This is a genomic window from Pseudomonas sp. P4795, from assembly GCF_048822895.1.
In the GTDB taxonomy this organism is placed as follows: domain Bacteria; phylum Pseudomonadota; class Gammaproteobacteria; order Pseudomonadales; family Pseudomonadaceae; genus Aquipseudomonas.
Map to the genome: position 1 here is coordinate 443,710 of NZ_JBMFBT010000004.1, position 16,374 is coordinate 460,083.

General features: G+C 61.7%; 13 protein-coding genes. 6 read left to right on the forward strand and 7 right to left on the reverse strand.

The window, feature by feature from the left end; translation table 11 throughout:
- Positions 1-65 precede the first annotated feature (65 nt).
- The 7 genes from ACOI8A_RS14175 to gshB form a co-directional block, all read right to left on the reverse strand.
- Positions 66-1,337: a dihydroorotase gene (locus ACOI8A_RS14175; protein WP_420647349.1), complete on the reverse strand. Its 1,272-nt coding sequence runs from the start codon at positions 1,335-1,337 to the stop codon at positions 66-68.
- Positions 1,334-2,338 (reverse strand): aspartate carbamoyltransferase catalytic subunit, encoded by a 1,005-nt coding sequence (locus tag ACOI8A_RS14180; protein ID WP_095164512.1) that lies wholly within the window; start codon positions 2,336-2,338, stop codon positions 1,334-1,336. The genes ACOI8A_RS14175 and ACOI8A_RS14180 overlap by 4 nt, the downstream gene beginning before the upstream one ends.
- Positions 2,339-2,365: 27 nt before the next feature.
- The gene (gene pyrR, locus ACOI8A_RS14185) at positions 2,366-2,872 is read right to left on the reverse strand and encodes a bifunctional pyr operon transcriptional regulator/uracil phosphoribosyltransferase PyrR (RefSeq protein WP_420647348.1); all 507 of its coding nucleotides are present in this window, start codon (positions 2,870-2,872) and stop codon (positions 2,366-2,368) included.
- A 97-nt stretch (positions 2,873-2,969) separates the two neighbouring features.
- On the reverse strand, positions 2,970-3,407 hold the full coding sequence (ruvX, locus tag ACOI8A_RS14190; protein WP_420647347.1) for a Holliday junction resolvase RuvX: 438 nt from the start codon (positions 3,405-3,407) through the stop codon (positions 2,970-2,972).
- Positions 3,407-3,979, reverse strand: coding sequence for a YqgE/AlgH family protein (locus tag ACOI8A_RS14195; protein ID WP_420647524.1), 573 nt, complete (start codon positions 3,977-3,979; stop codon positions 3,407-3,409). The genes ruvX and ACOI8A_RS14195 overlap by 1 nt, the downstream gene beginning before the upstream one ends.
- Positions 3,980-4,216: 237 nt before the next feature.
- Entirely contained in the window at positions 4,217-5,116 is a 900-nt protein-coding gene (locus ACOI8A_RS14200; protein WP_420647346.1) for an energy transducer TonB, read from the reverse strand.
- A gap of 77 nt (positions 5,117-5,193) precedes the next feature.
- Positions 5,194-6,147, reverse strand: coding sequence for a glutathione synthase (gene gshB / locus ACOI8A_RS14205; RefSeq protein WP_420647345.1), 954 nt, complete (start codon positions 6,145-6,147; stop codon positions 5,194-5,196).
- A gap of 225 nt (positions 6,148-6,372) precedes the next feature.
- Here gshB and pilG point away from each other — a divergent pair, with 225 nt between their 5' ends.
- The 6 genes from pilG to ACOI8A_RS14235 all read left to right on the forward strand — a co-directional run bounded on the left by pilG (position 6,373) and on the right by ACOI8A_RS14235 (position 16,370).
- Positions 6,373-6,777, forward strand: a complete 405-nt coding sequence (gene pilG, locus ACOI8A_RS14210) for a twitching motility response regulator PilG (RefSeq protein WP_420647344.1) — start codon at positions 6,373-6,375, stop codon at positions 6,775-6,777.
- Positions 6,778-6,836: 59 nt separating this feature from the next.
- A complete protein-coding gene (gene pilH / locus ACOI8A_RS14215) occupies positions 6,837-7,202 on the forward strand; it encodes a twitching motility response regulator PilH (protein ID WP_027926574.1) in 366 nt (121 codons plus the stop codon).
- Positions 7,203-7,212: 10 nt separating this feature from the next.
- On the forward strand, positions 7,213-7,752 hold the full coding sequence (locus ACOI8A_RS14220; RefSeq protein ID WP_420647343.1) for a chemotaxis protein CheW: 540 nt from the start codon (positions 7,213-7,215) through the stop codon (positions 7,750-7,752).
- 154 nt (positions 7,753-7,906) lie between these two features.
- The gene (locus ACOI8A_RS14225; protein WP_420647342.1) at positions 7,907-9,967 is read left to right on the forward strand and encodes a methyl-accepting chemotaxis protein; all 2,061 of its coding nucleotides are present in this window, start codon (positions 7,907-7,909) and stop codon (positions 9,965-9,967) included.
- A gap of 24 nt (positions 9,968-9,991) precedes the next feature.
- Positions 9,992-15,895: an Hpt domain-containing protein gene (locus tag ACOI8A_RS14230; protein WP_420647341.1), complete on the forward strand. Its 5,904-nt coding sequence runs from the start codon at positions 9,992-9,994 to the stop codon at positions 15,893-15,895.
- Positions 15,888-16,370 (forward strand): chemotaxis protein CheW, encoded by a 483-nt coding sequence (locus ACOI8A_RS14235; RefSeq protein ID WP_420647340.1) that lies wholly within the window; start codon positions 15,888-15,890, stop codon positions 16,368-16,370. The genes ACOI8A_RS14230 and ACOI8A_RS14235 overlap by 8 nt, the downstream gene beginning before the upstream one ends.
- The last annotated feature ends 4 nt before the right edge of the window (positions 16,371-16,374 follow it).

Genomic DNA, 16,374 nt, shown 5'->3' on the forward strand with positions numbered 1-16,374 from the left:
GGCAGCTCCTACAGGTTGGAACGCATTCCATTGTAGGAGCTGCCGCAGGCTGCGATCTTTTGCTTTTAGGCTTGGTGACTGATCCGCCCATCCACCAAGGTGTAGCGAACCACACCCGGCAAAGTGTGACCCAGGAACGGGCAGTTCTCGCCCTTCGAGCGCCAGCCTTCACCGGCAACCGTCGAAGCCTTCGGATCGAACAGCACGATATCCGCCGCGCCACCCACCGCCAGCTTGCCCGCCGGCAGGCGCAAGGCGTCGGCCGGGCCAGCGCTCAAACGCGCGAGCAAGGTCGGCAGATCGAGCAGACCATCCTCAACCAGCGTCATCGCCAGCGGCAGCAACAGCTCAACGCTGCTGATGCCCGGCTCGGTCGCGCCGAACGGTGCCAGTTTCGCGTCACGTTCATGCGGCTGGTGATGGCTGGAGATCGCCGACACCACGCCGGACTTCACCGCCGCACGCAAACCATCGCGGTCGGCGCGGGTGCGCAGTGGCGGTTGTACGTGATACAGGCTGCTGAAGTCGATCAGCGCTTCGTCAGTCAGAATCAGCTGATACAACGCCACATCCGCCGTCACCTTCAGACCCCGCGCCTGCGCCTGGGCGATCAAGGCCACGCCGCGCGCGCTGGTCAACTGACTGAAATGCGCGCGTACGCCAGTCTGCTCGACCAACAGCAGGTCGCGAGCCAAAGCTACGGTTTCAGCAGTTTCCGGAATGCCTGGCAAACCGAGGAAACTTGCGGTCGGGCCTTCGTGGGCCAAGCCGCCTTCAGCCAGGTCGTGATCCTGCGAGTTGAAAATCACCGTCAGATCAAAGGTCGCCGCGTAATCCAGTGCTCGGCACAGGGTGCGGCTGTTACGGAAGCTCTCCAGACCATTGCCGAACGCCACGCAACCGGCGTCGCGCAAGGCAACCAGTTCGGCCAGTTGCTCGCCATCCAGACCTTTGCTCAGCGCACCAATCGGGAACACCTTGGTGTTGCCGGCTTCGCGAGCGCGGTCGAGGATCAGCTCGGCCACCGCCGAGGTATCCAGCACCGGTTTGGTCTGTGGCGGGCAGCACAGGCTGGTCACGCCACCGGCGGCAGCGGCACGGGTTTCGCTGGCAATCGAGCCTTTGCGGCTGTAGCCCGGCTCGCGCAGGGCGACGTTGAGGTCGACCAGGCCAGGTGCGGCGATCAAACCCGTCGCATCAATGGTTTCCAGCGCGGTGAAACCGGCCGGCGCAGCGCCGAGGGCGATGATCTTGCAGGCTTCAATGTGAATATCGGTGATTTGATCCAGGCCGCTGCTTGGATCGATGACGCGGGCGCCGAGAATGCTGAGCTTCACTGGGCGTTCTCCTGCTCGAATTGACGTTGCGCAGTCTGCCCGCTCATTGCCATGGACAAGACGGCCATACGGATCGCGATGCCGTAGGTAACTTGATTGAGGATCACCGAATGCGGGCCGTCGGCCACTGCCGATTCGATCTCCACACCACGGTTGATCGGCCCCGGATGCATGACGATGCAATCCGGTTTGGCCCCGGCCAGACGCGCGGTGGTCAGGCCGAACAGGCGATAGAACTCGCCTTCACTCGGCAGCAGGCCGCCGGTCATGCGTTCACGTTGCAGACGCAACATGATCACCACGTCGACGTCTTTCAGGCCTTCGGTCATGTCGGTGTAAACCTTCACGCCGTACTGCTCGATGCCGATCGGCAGCAAGGTTTTCGGCGCGATCACGCGAATGTCCGGGCAGCCGAGGGTTTTCAGCGCGAGCATGTTCGAACGCGCGACCCGCGAGTGCAGGATGTCGCCGACGATGGCCACCGAGAGGTTTTCGAAGCTGCCCTTGTGCCGACGGATGGTCAGCATGTCGAGCATGCCCTGAGTCGGGTGGGCGTGACGGCCGTCGCCGCCGTTGATGATCGCCACTTGCGGGCAGACATGTTCGGCGATGAAGTGCGCAGCGCCGGAATCACCGTGGCGCACGACGAACATGTCGGCAGCCATCGCTTCGAGGTTGCGCAGGGTGTCGAGCAGCGTTTCGCCCTTGCTCGCCGACGAGGTCGAGACGTTCAGGGTGATCACGTCTGCCGACAGCCGTTGGGCGGCCAGTTCGAAGGTGGTGCGAGTGCGGGTGGAGTTTTCGAAGAACACGTTGCACACGGTCTTGCCGCGCAGCAGCGGGACTTTCTTGACCGCCCGGGCGCCGACTTCAAGGAACGAATCGGCAGTATCGAGGATTTCCGTCAGCAACTCGCGGCGCAGGCCGTCGAGCGAGAGGAAGTGGCGCAGCTGGCCCTGATCATTGAGCTGCAGCGGGCGCTTGGTATCTAGAGGCGTCATCGCGAGGGGGACTCTCAATAGGGCGGATTAAAGGGCAAAGTCTTGCAGTTCGAGTGTCAGCGGCTCCGGGCCGGACAGCTTCACGCGCTCGTGAGCGGCCAGCGCCAGGGTTGCACCGACCACGTTCGGGCGGATCGGCAGCTCGCCGGCTTCCAGATCCAGCAGGCAGACCAGCGTCACGCTGGCCGGGCGGCCGTAGTCGAACAGTTCGTTCATGGCGGCGCGGATGGTCCGGCCGCTCATCAGTACGTCGTCGATCAGCACCAGATGCTGGCCTTCGATCTCGAAGGGAAGGGCGGACGGGCGCACTTGCGGGTGCAGGCCGTTCTGGCTGAAATCGTCGCGGTAGAAGGACACATCCAGGGTGCCGAGCGGCGCATCGCTGCGCATTTCCTTGAGCAAGGCCTGGGCGACCCAGATGCCACCGGTGCGAATGCCGATATAACGCGGTTCGCTGATGCCACGCTGGGCCAGGTGCGCCTTGAGGCTAGTGGCCATCTGGCTGATCAGATCGGCGGGATTGGGCAGACTCATGGTTGCTCCTTCTTTGACCCGAGCCTGATCCTGCCGGATGTGGCTCGGGGGTTTAGCCAAAAGAAAAGCGCCGTAGCGCTTCTCGAATTAAATGCGCTCAGGACGCAAACAGTGCAGTGTTTTCATCGAGCCAGCCTTGCAGCAGCAGGGCGGCGGCGATGGCGTCCACCGGGTTGTCGCGGTAGCTGCCTTTTTGTCCGCCACGCGCCAGGCGCTCGCCCTTGGCTTCGAAAGTGGTCAGGCGTTCATCGTGGGTATAGAAGGGCAGGTTGTAGCGACCGTTGAGGCGGCGGGCAAATTTCTCGGCGCGCACGCACATGTCGCTTGGCGTGCCGTCCATGTTCAGCGGCAGGCCGACCACCACAGCGTCGGGTTTCCATTCCTTTATAAGCGCTTCGACCTGATTCCAGTCGGGAACGCCGTTTTGCGCTTTCAAGGTGCACAGCTCGCGAGCCTGGCCGGTGATCACCTGGCCGACCGCGACGCCGATCTGTTTGGTGCCGTAATCGAAGCCGAGAATCAGACGCAGAGCCATCAGGCGTGCCCCGCCTGGCTGGTCAGCAAGCTGAGGTTGATCCCCAAATGCTTGGCTGCCGCTTCCAGACGCAGTTCGCTGCTGGTGTTGAACAGGATGTCCGCGTCATACGGGCAGTTGAGCCAGGCGTTGTCGGCGAATTCGGCTTCGAGTTGCCCGGCTTCCCAACCGGCGTAGCCGAGGGTGATCAGGCTTTTCGCCGGACCCACGCCGTCAGCGATGGCGAACAGCACGTCCTGGGAGGTGGACAGCGCCAGATCGCCTTCCAGCTCGACGGTAGCCTGAAAGGTCTTGCCCGCCGGATGCAGGACAAACCCGCGATCAGTCTGCACCGGACCGCCGATGAAGATCGGCACGTGCTGGCAGAGTGCTGGCGGCTCGATGTCCGGGCGCAGTTGTTCGAGGATGTCGGCCAGATTCAGCTCTTGCGGTCGATTGACCACCAGCCCCATAGCCCCATTGGCCGTGTGCTCGACGATGTAAGTCAAGGTGTGGGCAAAGTTCGGGTCGGCCATGTGTGGCATGGCGATCAGGAATTGATGCTTGAGGTAGCTGGGGCTGACGTTTTTCATGTGCGCTAGTGTGGCGTTCAAGGGGCGAACTGACAAGCTGGGGATGCGTTGCAAATGGTCCAGCGGGCTTTTGTGGCGAGGGGATTTATCCCCGTTGGGGCGCGAAGCGGCCCTGAAACTGATCCCCGCGGTGGGTCAGATGCACCGGGTTGAAGGTTTTGCGACTGCTGCGCAGTCGAACGGGGATAAATCCCCTCGCCACAGTGAATCTCATCACTCCAGTTTTCGCGGAAAGTTTTAGTTACTGGAAAGCTTGTCGCCCCGGGCGAATTTCCAGGTGCGGATGATTTCCAGTCGGTCGACATCTGCCAGATCGCCGCTGAACGGTGCAAACGGCGCTGCCAGCCGCACAATCCGCTGCGCCGCCTGATCCAGCAGCGGCTGGCCGGAGGATTCCAGCACCAGCACTTCATACAGCGAGCCGTCGCGGTTGATCGAAACCATCAGGCGCAGGTTGCCGTAAATCTGCTGGCGGCGCGCTTCGTCGGGATAATTCAGGTTGCCGATGCGCTCGACCTTCTTGCGCCAGTCATCCTTATACCAGGCGCCCTTGTCGCGCATGGTCGAGGCCGCGCTGAGGCGGTGGATACGCGGGCGTTTGGCGTACAGCTGTTGTTCGTTGGCCAGTTCCGCTTCGAGACTGGCGATGTCGCTGGACAGCTGCGAGCTGTCGAACGTCGGCGCATCGACCGTCGGTTTGATCGGGGTTTTGGCTTCTTCTTTCTTGGTCGGGGCTTTTTTTGGCTTCGGCGCGACGGTGGTCACTGCAGCCTTGGGCGCGGCGTCCTGCACTTGCGGCTTGGCGGCCGGCGGCGGGGTGACCTTCTTCACCTCGTTGGCCTGGAACGGCGCGACTTCAGTCGTCTTCGGAATCGCCTTCTTGTCGAGGGTGCCGCTGCCTTCCTGATTTTCCTGCGCAAGGAAATCGGCCTTCTTCGGCTTGGTTTCGCTCTTGAACGTGGCGAGGGTGATTTCCAGGGTTTTGCTGATCTGCTTGGGCTCGACCATGGTGAAACCCACGCCAAGCAGCAGCGCCAAATGGATCAGCGCCGCGAGAAACAGGGTAAATCCGAGGCGATCGACCGGGCGCACGCCACGATGGGCGAGTTCTGCGGGCAGATCGGACGGGAGGGTCATGACAAGTAAACCAACATCGCGTTTTTCACAGGCCGCGCATGATAACGCAATGTTGGTCGCATCTTGGTTGTTCTAACTCAACGAGCCTTGAGCTTCTGATCGATGGCATCCATCAGCAAGCCGCCGATGTCGGTGCCGAACGCGTTGTCGATCTCGCGGATGCAGGTCGGGCTGGTGACGTTGATTTCGGTCAGGTGCTCGCCGATCACATCCAGACCGACGAACAGCAGGCCTTTCTCGCGCAGGGTCGGGCCGACTTGTGCGGCGATCCAGCGATCCTTGTCGGTCAGCGGACGTGCTTCGCCGCGACCACCGGCCGCGAGGTTGCCACGGGTTTCGCCCTGAGCGGGGATCCGCGCCAGGCAGTAATCCACCGGCTCACCGTCGATCATCAAGATGCGCTTGTCGCCGTCCTTGATCGCCGGCAGGTAAGCCTGGCCCATGATCTGCTGGCCGCCGAGGGCGGTCAGGGTTTCCAGAATCACCGACAGGTTCGGATCACCGGCACGGTGACGGAAGATCGACGTGCCGCCCATGCCGTCCAGCGGCTTGAGGATCACGTCGCCGTGTTTGGCGGCGAATTCACGCAGCACGTCGGCGCGGCGGCTGACCACGGTCGGGGGTGTGCACTGCGGGAACAGCGTGGCGAACAGCTTTTCGTTGCAGTCGCGCAGGCTCTGCGGCTTGTTGACCACCAGCACGCCGGCGGCTTCGGCTTGTTCGAGCAGATAAGTGGAGTAGACGAACTCCATGTCGAAGGGCGGATCCTTGCGCATCAGGATCACGTCCAGATCGCTCAGCAGCGAATCCTGCTCGGCGTCCAGTTCGAACCATTTTTCCGGGTTGGCGAACACCTTCAGCGGACGCATGCGCGCCCGCGCCTGACCTTCGCCCTGATACAGGTCGCGCTGTTCCATATAGAACAGTTCCCAGCCGCGCTTCTGCGCGGCCAGCAGCATGGCCAGCGAGCTATCCTTTTTATAGGAAATGCTGGCGATAGGGTCCATGACAATCCCGACGCGAACGCTCATTGGGTTTTCCTCGAAAATGGGCTACCGGAACGGTATGAAAAAAGTGCCGCCAGAGTGGCGCCGGGCGGGTTTGCGGTCAAGGAAAAACCCGTCGATAGATTGCATCTGGAGACTGTGCTAAAAAGGCTGGCAATACGTGCTGGCCCTTGAGCATCAAGGGTTTGAAGCCAGCGGTCATCGCAAAACGGACAAATTGATTCGCAAAGGCGACGGTAGAGCCCCCTTATGGAACAGCAGTCCAGCGCCTTGAAGGTCATGGTGATCGACGACTCGAAAACGATTCGTCGCACCGCCGAAACATTGTTGAAAAATGCGGGTTGCGAAGTCATCACGGCAATCGACGGTTTCGACGCTCTGGCGAAGATCGCCGATAACCATCCCGGGATCATTTTTGTCGACATCATGATGCCGCGTCTGGATGGTTATCAGACCTGCGCTTTAATCAAGAACAACAGCGCGTTCAAGGCCACGCCGGTGATCATGCTGTCGTCGCGTGACGGGCTGTTCGACAAGGCCAAGGGGCGGATTGTTGGTTCCGATCAATTTTTGACCAAGCCTTTCAGCAAGGAAGAGCTGCTCGACGCGATTTCGGCCCATGTTCCGGGCTTCGCCGCCGTTTTGCCGCAGTAAGACATGTATAGAGACGCGCGGTCAGCGGGCCGTGGGTCGACAAGAAAATGGGGAAGACCATGGCACGTATTCTGATCGTCGATGACTCGCCGACCGAAATGTACAAACTGACCGGCATGCTCGAAAAGCACGGTCATGAAGTGTTGAAAGCCGAAAACGGTGCCGACGGCGTAGCGCTGGCCCGTCAGGAAAAACCCGACGCAGTGCTGATGGATATTGTCATGCCCGGCCTCAACGGCTTTCAGGCCACGCGCCAGTTGACCAAAGACCCGGACACCGGGCACATCCCGGTGATCATCATCACCACCAAGGATCAGGAAACCGACAAGGTCTGGGGCACCCGTCAGGGCGCCAAGGACTACCTGACCAAACCGGTCGACGAAGAAACCCTGATCAAAACCCTGAACAACGTGCTGGCCGGTTGATCGCGCAGCCATGAGCGAATCGCTGACCGCGTTCGAGCTGTTATGGCAGATCGACCAGCGCTGCCGTTTGCTGGCGGCGGACTTGCCGTCGCAGGCGGCGCGCGAGGATCGCTGGAGCGGCATCGGCTTTCGTCTCGGCGAACACTGGTATGTCGCGCCGATGGGCGAAGTCAGCGAAGTGCTGCCGGAACCGCGCTTCACTCAATTGCCCGGGGTCAAGCCGTGGGTCAAGGGTGTGGCTAACCTGCGCGGGCGTTTGCTGCCGATCATGGATCTGTGCGGGTTCTTCGGCCATGAGCTGTCGCCGATGCGCAAGCAGCGGCGGGTATTGGTGGTGGAGCATCAGGACGTGTTTGCCGGGCTGATCGTCGATGAAGTGTTCGGCTTGCAGCATTTCGAGCAGGACAGTTTTGAACCGATGCCGATCAGCCAGCGCCACGGCTCGAAGGCCGAGTTTGTGCAGGGGCATTTTCGGCGTGAGCAGGACTGGCGCGTGTTCAGCCTGTTTGCGCTGGCGCAGTCACCGGTGTTCATGAACGTAGCGATATAACAGATCCAATACCGTCCACTGTGGGAGCGGGCTTGCCCGCGATGAGGCCGGTACATCCGAAATTGATTGCGACTGACTTGACGCCATCGCGGGCAAGCCCGCTCCCACAGGGTATTCGGTGAGCTTCAAATAGTGCGGGAATAGGCGAGGACCGATGATAAAAGCAAAAACAGGCAAGCCCGCAGAAGGCTCGCGCAGCCGCTCGCAGATCATCGTGCTGTTTATCGCGCTGATCGTGTTCATCATGCTGCTGTTCGCCAACTTCGCTTACCTCAACACCCAGGCCAACTACGACAAGCAGTACATCGGCCACGCCGGGGAACTGCGCGTGCTCTCGCAACGCATCGCCAAGAACGCCACCGAAGCTGCGGCCGGCAAGGCTGCCGCGTTCAAGTTGCTCAGCGATGCGCGCAACGATTTCGCGCAGCGCTGGGGCTATCTGAAAAAGGGTGACCCGCAGACCAGCCTGCCGCCAGCACCTTCCGCCGTACGCCCGGAAATGCGCGCCGTGCAGCTGGACTGGGAACGCTTGCTGAAAAACACCGACGCGATTCTCTCCAGCGAGCAGACCGTACTTTCGCTGCATCAGGTCGCCGCAACCCTGGCCGAAACCGTGCCGCAGTTGCAGATCGAATACGAAAAAGTCGTCGAAATCCTCATCCAGCGCGGTGCCCCCTCCGCACAAGTGGCCATGGCCCAGCGTCAATCGTTGCTCGCCGAGCGCATTCTCGGCGCGGTCAACACCGTGCTGTCCGGCGACGAAAACTCCCAGCAAGCCGCCGACGCTTTCGGCCGCGACGCCGCGCGTTTTGGCCAGGTGCTCAACGGTATGCTGCAGGGCAACCCGGCACTGAAAATCAGCCAGGTCGAGGACCGCGACGCGCGTGCGCGTTTGAGCGAGATCTCCGAGCTGTTCCAGTTCGTCTCCGGCTCCGTGGATGAAATCCTCGAAACCTCGCCCGAGCTGTTCAAGGTGCGCGAGTCCGCCACCAACATCTTCAGCCTGTCGCAAACCCTGCTCGACGAAGCCTCGCATCTGGCCACGCGTTTCGAAAACCTGGCCGGCGGGCGCAGTACCGACACCATCGGTGGCTACGTTTTGGGCTTGCTGGCGCTGGCCTCGATCATCCTGATCGGCCTGGTCATGGTGCGCGAAACCAACCGCCAGCTGCGCGAGACCGCCGAGAAGAACGAGCGCAACCAGAACGCGATCATGCGTTTGCTCGACGAGATCGAAGACCTCGCCGATGGCGACCTGACGGTGACGGCCTCGGTCACCGAAGACTTCACCGGCACCATCGCCGATTCGATCAACTACTCGGTCGACCAATTGCGCGATCTCGTCGCGACCATCAACCTCACCGCCGGCCAGGTTGCCGCAGCAGTGCAGGAAACCCAAGCCACTGCGATGCATCTGGCCCAGGCCTCCGAGCATCAGGCGCAGCAGATTTCCGAAGCTTCGACCGCCATCAGCGACATGGCCGAATCGATCGATCAGGTGTCGGCCAACGCCGCTGAATCCTCGGCGGTGGCCGAGCGTTCGGTGGAGATTGCCAACAAGGGCAACGAGGTGGTGCACAACACCATCCACGGTATGGACAACATTCGCGAGCAGATTCAGGACACCGCCAAACGCATCAAGCGTCTCGGTGAGTCGTCGCAGGAAATCGGCGACATCGTCAGCCTGATCGACGACATTGCCGACCAGACCAACATCCTCGCCCTCAACGCAGCGATTCAGGCTTCGATGGCCGGAGACGCCGGACGCGGTTTCGCCGTGGTTGCCGATGAAGTGCAGCGGCTGGCCGAGCGCTCGTCCGCCGCCACCCGGCAGATCGAAACGTTAGTGCGGGCGATTCAGACCGACACCAACGAAGCGGTGATTTCGATGGAGCAGACCACCACCGAAGTGGTACGCGGCGCGCGGCTGGCGCAGGATGCCGGTGTGGCGCTGGAGGAAATCGAAGGCGTATCGAAGACCCTCGCAGCGCTGATTCAGAGCATTTCCAACGCGGCGCAGCAGCAGACCTCTTCGGCCGGGCAGATTTCGCTGACGATGAACGTGATCCAGCAGATCACCTCGCAGACCTCGTCCGGCTCGACCGCCACTGCCGAGAGCATCGGTAATCTGGCGAAGATGGCCAGTCAGTTGCGCCGCTCGGTGTCCGGTTTCACTTTGCCGGCAGAGCCGGGCGCGGCGACGGACAAGGCTTGAGGCAGCATGTTGAGCGGAGCGGTTATGGTTGATCGGCACGATTACGTGGCCCTCGAGTGGATCAAGGGCGAAATTGCCGAAACGCTGAAGCAGGCGCATCAGGCGATTGAGTCGGTGCTTGATGATCCGCAGGCGTTCCCCGGTCTGGACCAATGCCTGGCGTGCATCCATCAGGTGCACGGCAGTCTGCAGATGGTCGAGTTCTACGGCGCGGCGCTGCTCGCTGAAGAAATGGAAAAACTCTGCGCCGCGCTGCAACACGAGCGGGTCAACCATCGCGACGAGGCATTGCACTTGCTGCTGCAAGCGCTCGGCCAGTTGCCGGTTTATCTGGATCGCGTACAAAGCGCGCGCCGCGATCTGCCGCTGGTGGTGTTGCCATTGATCAACGATCTGCGCAGCGCGCGTGGCGAAAGCCTGTTGTCGGAAACCAGTCTGTTCAGTCCGCAATTGCCCGAACTGCCGCCGCTCAGTGACGAAGCGCTGGCGCTGCTCGAACCGGCAGACTTGCCCAATGTGCTGCGCAAGCTGCGGCAGATGCTGCAAATGGCCTTGGTCGGTTTGCTGCGCGAACAGGATGATCAGACGCACATCGGCTACCTCGCCAAAGTTTTCACTCGCCTCGAAGCGTTGAGCGGCAACGCGCCGCTGAGTCCGTTGTGGCAGGTTGCCTCGGCGCTGGTCGAAGGCATGCTCGCCGGGCGGATCGCCAACAGCCCGGCGCTGCGCAGTTTGTTCAAGGACGCCGACCAGCAACTCAAACACCTGCTCGAACAGGGCATGTCGGGCCTCAATCAGCCGCCTCCGCCGGAGCTGCTCAAGAGCCTGCTGTTCTATATTGCCAAAGCCGAACATCCCACCGGGCAGATGCTGACCATGAAAGATCGTTACTCGCTGGATGACGCGTTGCCCGACAGCGTGATGGTCGACGAAGAACGCGCACGCCTCGCCGGCCCGGACCGCGATGCGATGCGCTCGGTGCTCACGGCGTTATGTGAAGAGCTGGTGCGGGTCAAAGAGCGCCTCGACCTGTTCGTGCGCAGCGACCGTCAGCACACCTCGGATCTGGACAGTTTGCTGGCGCCGCTGCGGCAGATCGCCGATACCTTGGCGGTGCTCGGTTTCGGCCAGCCGCGCAAGGTCATTATCGATCAACTGGCGGTGGTGCTGAGTCTCGTCCAGGGCCAGCGCGAACCGAACGACGCGATCCTGATGGACGTCGCCGGCGCCTTGCTCTACGTCGAAGCCACGTTGGCCGGAATGGTCGGCACGGTTGAACCGGAGAGCCAGGAGGACAATCGTCTGCCGACTACCGATCTGACGCAGATTCATCAGATCGTGATCAAGGAAGCGCGCATCTGCCTGCAACAGGCCAAGGATATGATCGTCGACTACATCGACGCCGACTGGGATCGCCAGCATCTGCAACCGTTACCCCCGCTGCTGACCCAGGTGCGTGGCGCGCTGGCGGTGATCGGCCTGAGTCGCGCGGCGAATCTGGTCGAGGCTTGCAACGGTTTTATCCGCGAGCATCTTCTGCTCGACCCGCAAGAGCCGGGCTGGCAGCAACTGGACAACCTCGCCGACGTTATCACCAGCCTTGAGTATTACCTCGAGCGCCTGACGGATGACCCGATAGCGCCGAGCGAACAGCTGCTCGACGGTGCGCAAAAGAGTCTGGCCAGTCTCGGTTACTTTCCCAGCGAACAACATGTGCCAGTGTTGGAAGACGTACTCAGCCCCAACGAAGCACAGGTGATGCAGGATCTGCAGGAACTCGACGATCCGCAAATCGTGCAGTCGTTGGCCGACGTGTTGGCCAGCCCGGTGTCGGCGGTCAACCCGCCTGCGCTGATCACTCCGGGCAGCCTGATGCCGCCGCCGGCCGATGAAGAGCCGGTGGATGATGAACTGCGCGAAGTGTTCCTCGAAGAGACTGACGAAGTCCTCGAAGTGCTGCGTGAATACCTGCCGCGCTGGTTCGCCGATTCCCGCGACCGCGCGGCCCTGAGCGAACTGCGTCGGGCCTTTCACACCTTGAAGGGCAGCGGACGCATGGTGCGCGCGTTGATCCTCGGCGAGTTGGCGTGGGCTGTGGAAAACCTGCTCAATCGCGTGTTGGAAGACAGCGTCGAACCCGGCCCTGCGGTGCAGCAATTGCTCACTGACAGCCTGCTGTTGCTGCCGGATCTGATCGCTGAATTTGCCGTCAATCGCCAGCGTCAGCGCCAGGATGTCGATCAACTGGCCGCGCGCGCCCATGCGTTGGCCAAGGGTGACAAACCACCGTCCGCCGAAGACGTGGAAGACGTCGCCGCGCTCGATCCGCTGTTGCTGGAGATCTTCCGCAACGAAGCCGAAACCCACCTCGCCAGCCTCAACCGCTTCCTCGATCAAGCCGCCGAACACGTGCCGTTGCAGGCCAGCGACGAGTTGCTGCGCGCCCTGCACACGCTCAAGGGCAGCGCGTCGATGGCCGGTGTGCTGCCGATTGCCGAACTGGCAGCGCCGCTCGATCATCTGGCCCGCGAATTCAAAGCGCATCAACTGGCGCTGGATCTCGATGAAGTGGAATTGCTGCTCGAAGCCGAGGGGCTGTTGCGCGTCGGTCTGCGGCAACTGCGTCACGATCCGCTGGCGCCGATTGTCGGCGCGCAGTCGCTGATCAAGCGCACCCAGACACTGCTGAACGAGCGACTCGAATCGATCCTCAATGCGCCGAGCAGCGGCCTGCGGGTCAAGCGCGATCCGCAATTGATCAACAGCTTTCTGGCGCAGGGCATGGACATCCTGCTCGACGCCGAAAACCTCTTGCAGCGTTGGCAGCAGCATCCCGGCGAACGCCAGGAACTCAGCGCGTTGCTGGATGAATTGACTACCCTCGGCGAAGGCGCGCATCTGGCTGATCTGCTGCCGGTGGATGTGCTCTGCGAAGCCTTGCTCGATCTGTACGGCGCGGTCGAGGAAAGCAGTCTGGCGGTCAGCGAACGGTTTTTCAGCGAGGCGCAACTGGCGCACGAAGCATTGATCAACATGCTCGACGAACTGGCGGCAGGCCAGGAAGTCACGCCGCAGCCGCAACGCATTCACGCGCTGCACGAGTTGCTTGATGAAAGCCTCGACCCGTCGTCGATGGGTCTGATCCGCAGCGACGGCAGCCGCACTCTGAGCATCCGCGAACTCGGCAGCGCCACCGCCGAACTGCAGAAGACTGCTGCCGAACCCGAGCCAAGCGACGAAATCGTCGACATCTTTCTCGAAGAAGCAGTGGATATTCTCGACAGCGCCGGCCAGGCCTTGCAGCGCTGGCTCGGCGATACCGACAACAGTGCGCCGCTGTCGTCGTTGCAACGCGATCTGCACACGCTCAAGGGCGGTGCGCACATGGCCGAAGTCGAAGCAGTCGCAGATTTGGCGCAGGAGTTGGAAAGCCTTTACGAAGGTCTGGTGGATCGGCGTTACAGCCACAGCGATGCGCTGGGACTTTTGCTGCTGCGCTGCCACGAACGTCTGGCGCTGTTCCTCGACCAGTTGCACAACCATCAGCCGCTGAGTCCCGCCGAGGATCTGATCGAGACTATCCGCCAGTTCCGTCAGGCCCAGTCTGGTGCTGCGCAAGCCGCCCTAACTGCTCCAAGCCAGACCGGCGCCGGGCACGATCCGGAGCTGCTGGAAATCTTCCTCGAAGAAGGTTTCGACATCATCGAAAATTCCGGCGCCGCGCTACAGCGCTGGCAAGCCGAGCCGGGCAACCGCCAGGAAATGGAAACCCTGCTGCGCGATCTGCACACCCTGAAGGGCGGCGCGCGCATGGTCGAGATCGGCCCGATTGGCGATCTCGCCCACGAGCTGGAATATCTTTACGAAAGCCTCGCCACCGGCGCGCAACAACCGGGGCCTGAGATGTTTGCGCTGGTGCAGCGCAGCCATGACCGATTGGCGCAAATGCTCGACGCGGTGCGCGCCGGCCAGCCGTGCCCGCCAGCCGATCGCCTGATCAATGCGATCCAGAATTTCAGTCACCCGATAGCCGTTGAAGCACCCAAGGCGCCGGCGTCGGTTGTGGTCAAAACCGAGCCGGCCGCACCGGTTGCCGAGGCCGGCGCGGACATGGTCAAGGTCTCCGCCGAACTGCTGGATGAGCTGGTGAATCTGGCCGGCGAAACCTCGATCTTCCGTGGGCGTATTGAGCAACAGGTCAGCGACGCGCAAATTGCCCTCAACGAGATGGAAACCACCATCGAGCGTATGCGCGATCAGCTGCGCCGACTGGATACCGAAACCCAAGGGCGAATTCTCAGCCGCCAACAAGTCGACGCCGAGCGCCTCGGCTATGAAGAATTCGATCCGCTGGAAATGGACCGTCACTCGCAGTTGCAGCAACTGTCACGCGCGCTGTTCGAATCGGCCTCCGACTTGCTCGATCTGAAAGAAACCCTCGACCGGCGCAATCACGACGCGGAAAACCTGCTGCAACAGCAAGGCCGCATCAACACCGAATTGCAGGAAGGCCTGATGCGTACGCGCATGGTGCCGTTCGAACGCATGTTGCCGCGGCTCAAACGCATCGTGCGGCAAGTTGCCGAAGAGCTGCACAAGGACGTGGAATTCAGCGTCGGCAACGCCGAAGGCGAGATGGATCGCAACGTCCTCGAACGCATGGCCGCGCCGCTGGAACACATGCTGCGCAACGCCGTCGATCATGGTCTGGAATCCGCCGAAGTGCGGCTGGCCGCAGGCAAACCGGCGCAGGGCCAGATCACTCTGGATCTGTCGCGCGAGGGCGGCGACATCGTTTTCGATATCCGCGACGACGGCGCCGGCGTGCCGCTGGAAGCCGTGCGGCGCAAGGCAATCAAGCGTGGTTTGCTCGCGCCGGACGCGGAAATCAGTGACCGCGAAGTGTTGCAGTTCATCCTTCAGCCGGGGTTTTCCACTGCCGAAAAAATTACCCAGATTTCCGGACGCGGCGTGGGCATGGACGTGGTGCACGAAGAAGTGCGTCAGCTCGGTGGCAGCATGGTGATCGATTCGGTGCCGGGGCAGGGCGTGCATTTCCGTATTCGTCTGCCATTTACGGTGTCGGTGAACCGCGCGTTGATGGTGCAGTGCTTTGATGATCAGTACGCGATTCCGCTGAACACCATCGACGGCATCGTCCGCGTGATGCCGACGGAGCTGGAAGGACATTTCCGCCACGATCCGCCGCACTATGAATATGGCGGCCAGCGCTATGAACTGTGCTATCTCGGCGAACTGCTGAAAACCGCGCCGCGCCCGAAACTCCTGGGGCAGAGCTTGCCGTTGCCGGTGTTGCTGGTGCAGTGCAACGAGCGGCACATTGCGGTGCAGGTCGATGCGATGGCCGGCACTCGCGAGATCGTGGTCAAAAGCCTCGGCGCGCAATTCGCGGCGGTGCAAGGCGTGTCCGGCGCGACGATTCTCGGCGATGGCCGGGTGGTGCTGATTCTCGATTTGCTCGCGCCGATCCGTGCGATGCAGGCGCGTTTGCCGCAACGCCCGGCCAATCCCGACATCGACAACGAGCCGCAGAAACCGCTGCTGGTGCTGGTGGTCGACGACTCGGTGACGGTGCGCAAGGTCACCAGCCGTTTGCTTGAACGCCACGGCATGCAAGTGCTGACCGCCAAGGATGGAGTCGATGCGATGCTGCTGCTCGAAGAACACATGCCCGACGTGATGCTGCTCGATATCGAGATGCCGCGCATGGACGGTTTCGAAGTCGCCACTCAGGTGCGTAACGACGAACGCCTGCAACACCTGCCGATCATCATGATTACCTCGCGCACCGGGCAGAAACACCGCGACCGCGCGATGGCCATCGGCGTTAACGACTATCTCGGCAAGCCGTATCAGGAAGCGCTGCTGCTGGAAAGCATCGCCCTGTGGAGCAAAAAACATGCATGAACGCCGGCATAACCAACGCACAAGCCAACTCACCGGGCTGCTGCTGCCGCTGGCGGATCGCAATCTGATTCTGCCCAATGTCGCCGTGGCCGAGTTGATCGACTACCAGCCAAGCGCGTTCGATCTGGATACCCCGCCTTGGTATCTGGGGCGCGTGACCTGGCGTGAGCGGCAGATTCCATTGTTGAGTTTCGAGTCGGCCTGCGGGCAGAAAGTCGTGATTGGTGAGCGGGCGCGGATTGTGATTTTGAATGCACTGGGCGGGTTGCCGCAGTTGCAGTTCATTGCGCTGTTGGTGCAGGGGATTCCGCGTTCGTACAAGCTCGACAGTCAGTTGAGTTATGTCGATGTGCCGCTGTGTGCGCTGGAGCAGGCGGCGGTGCAGGTGGGGGAGCAGGTGGCGAAGGTGCCTGATCTTTTAGCGCTTGAGCAATTATTGGTGGATACCGGGCTCGACGCGCTGTCAGTTGCGTAAAGAA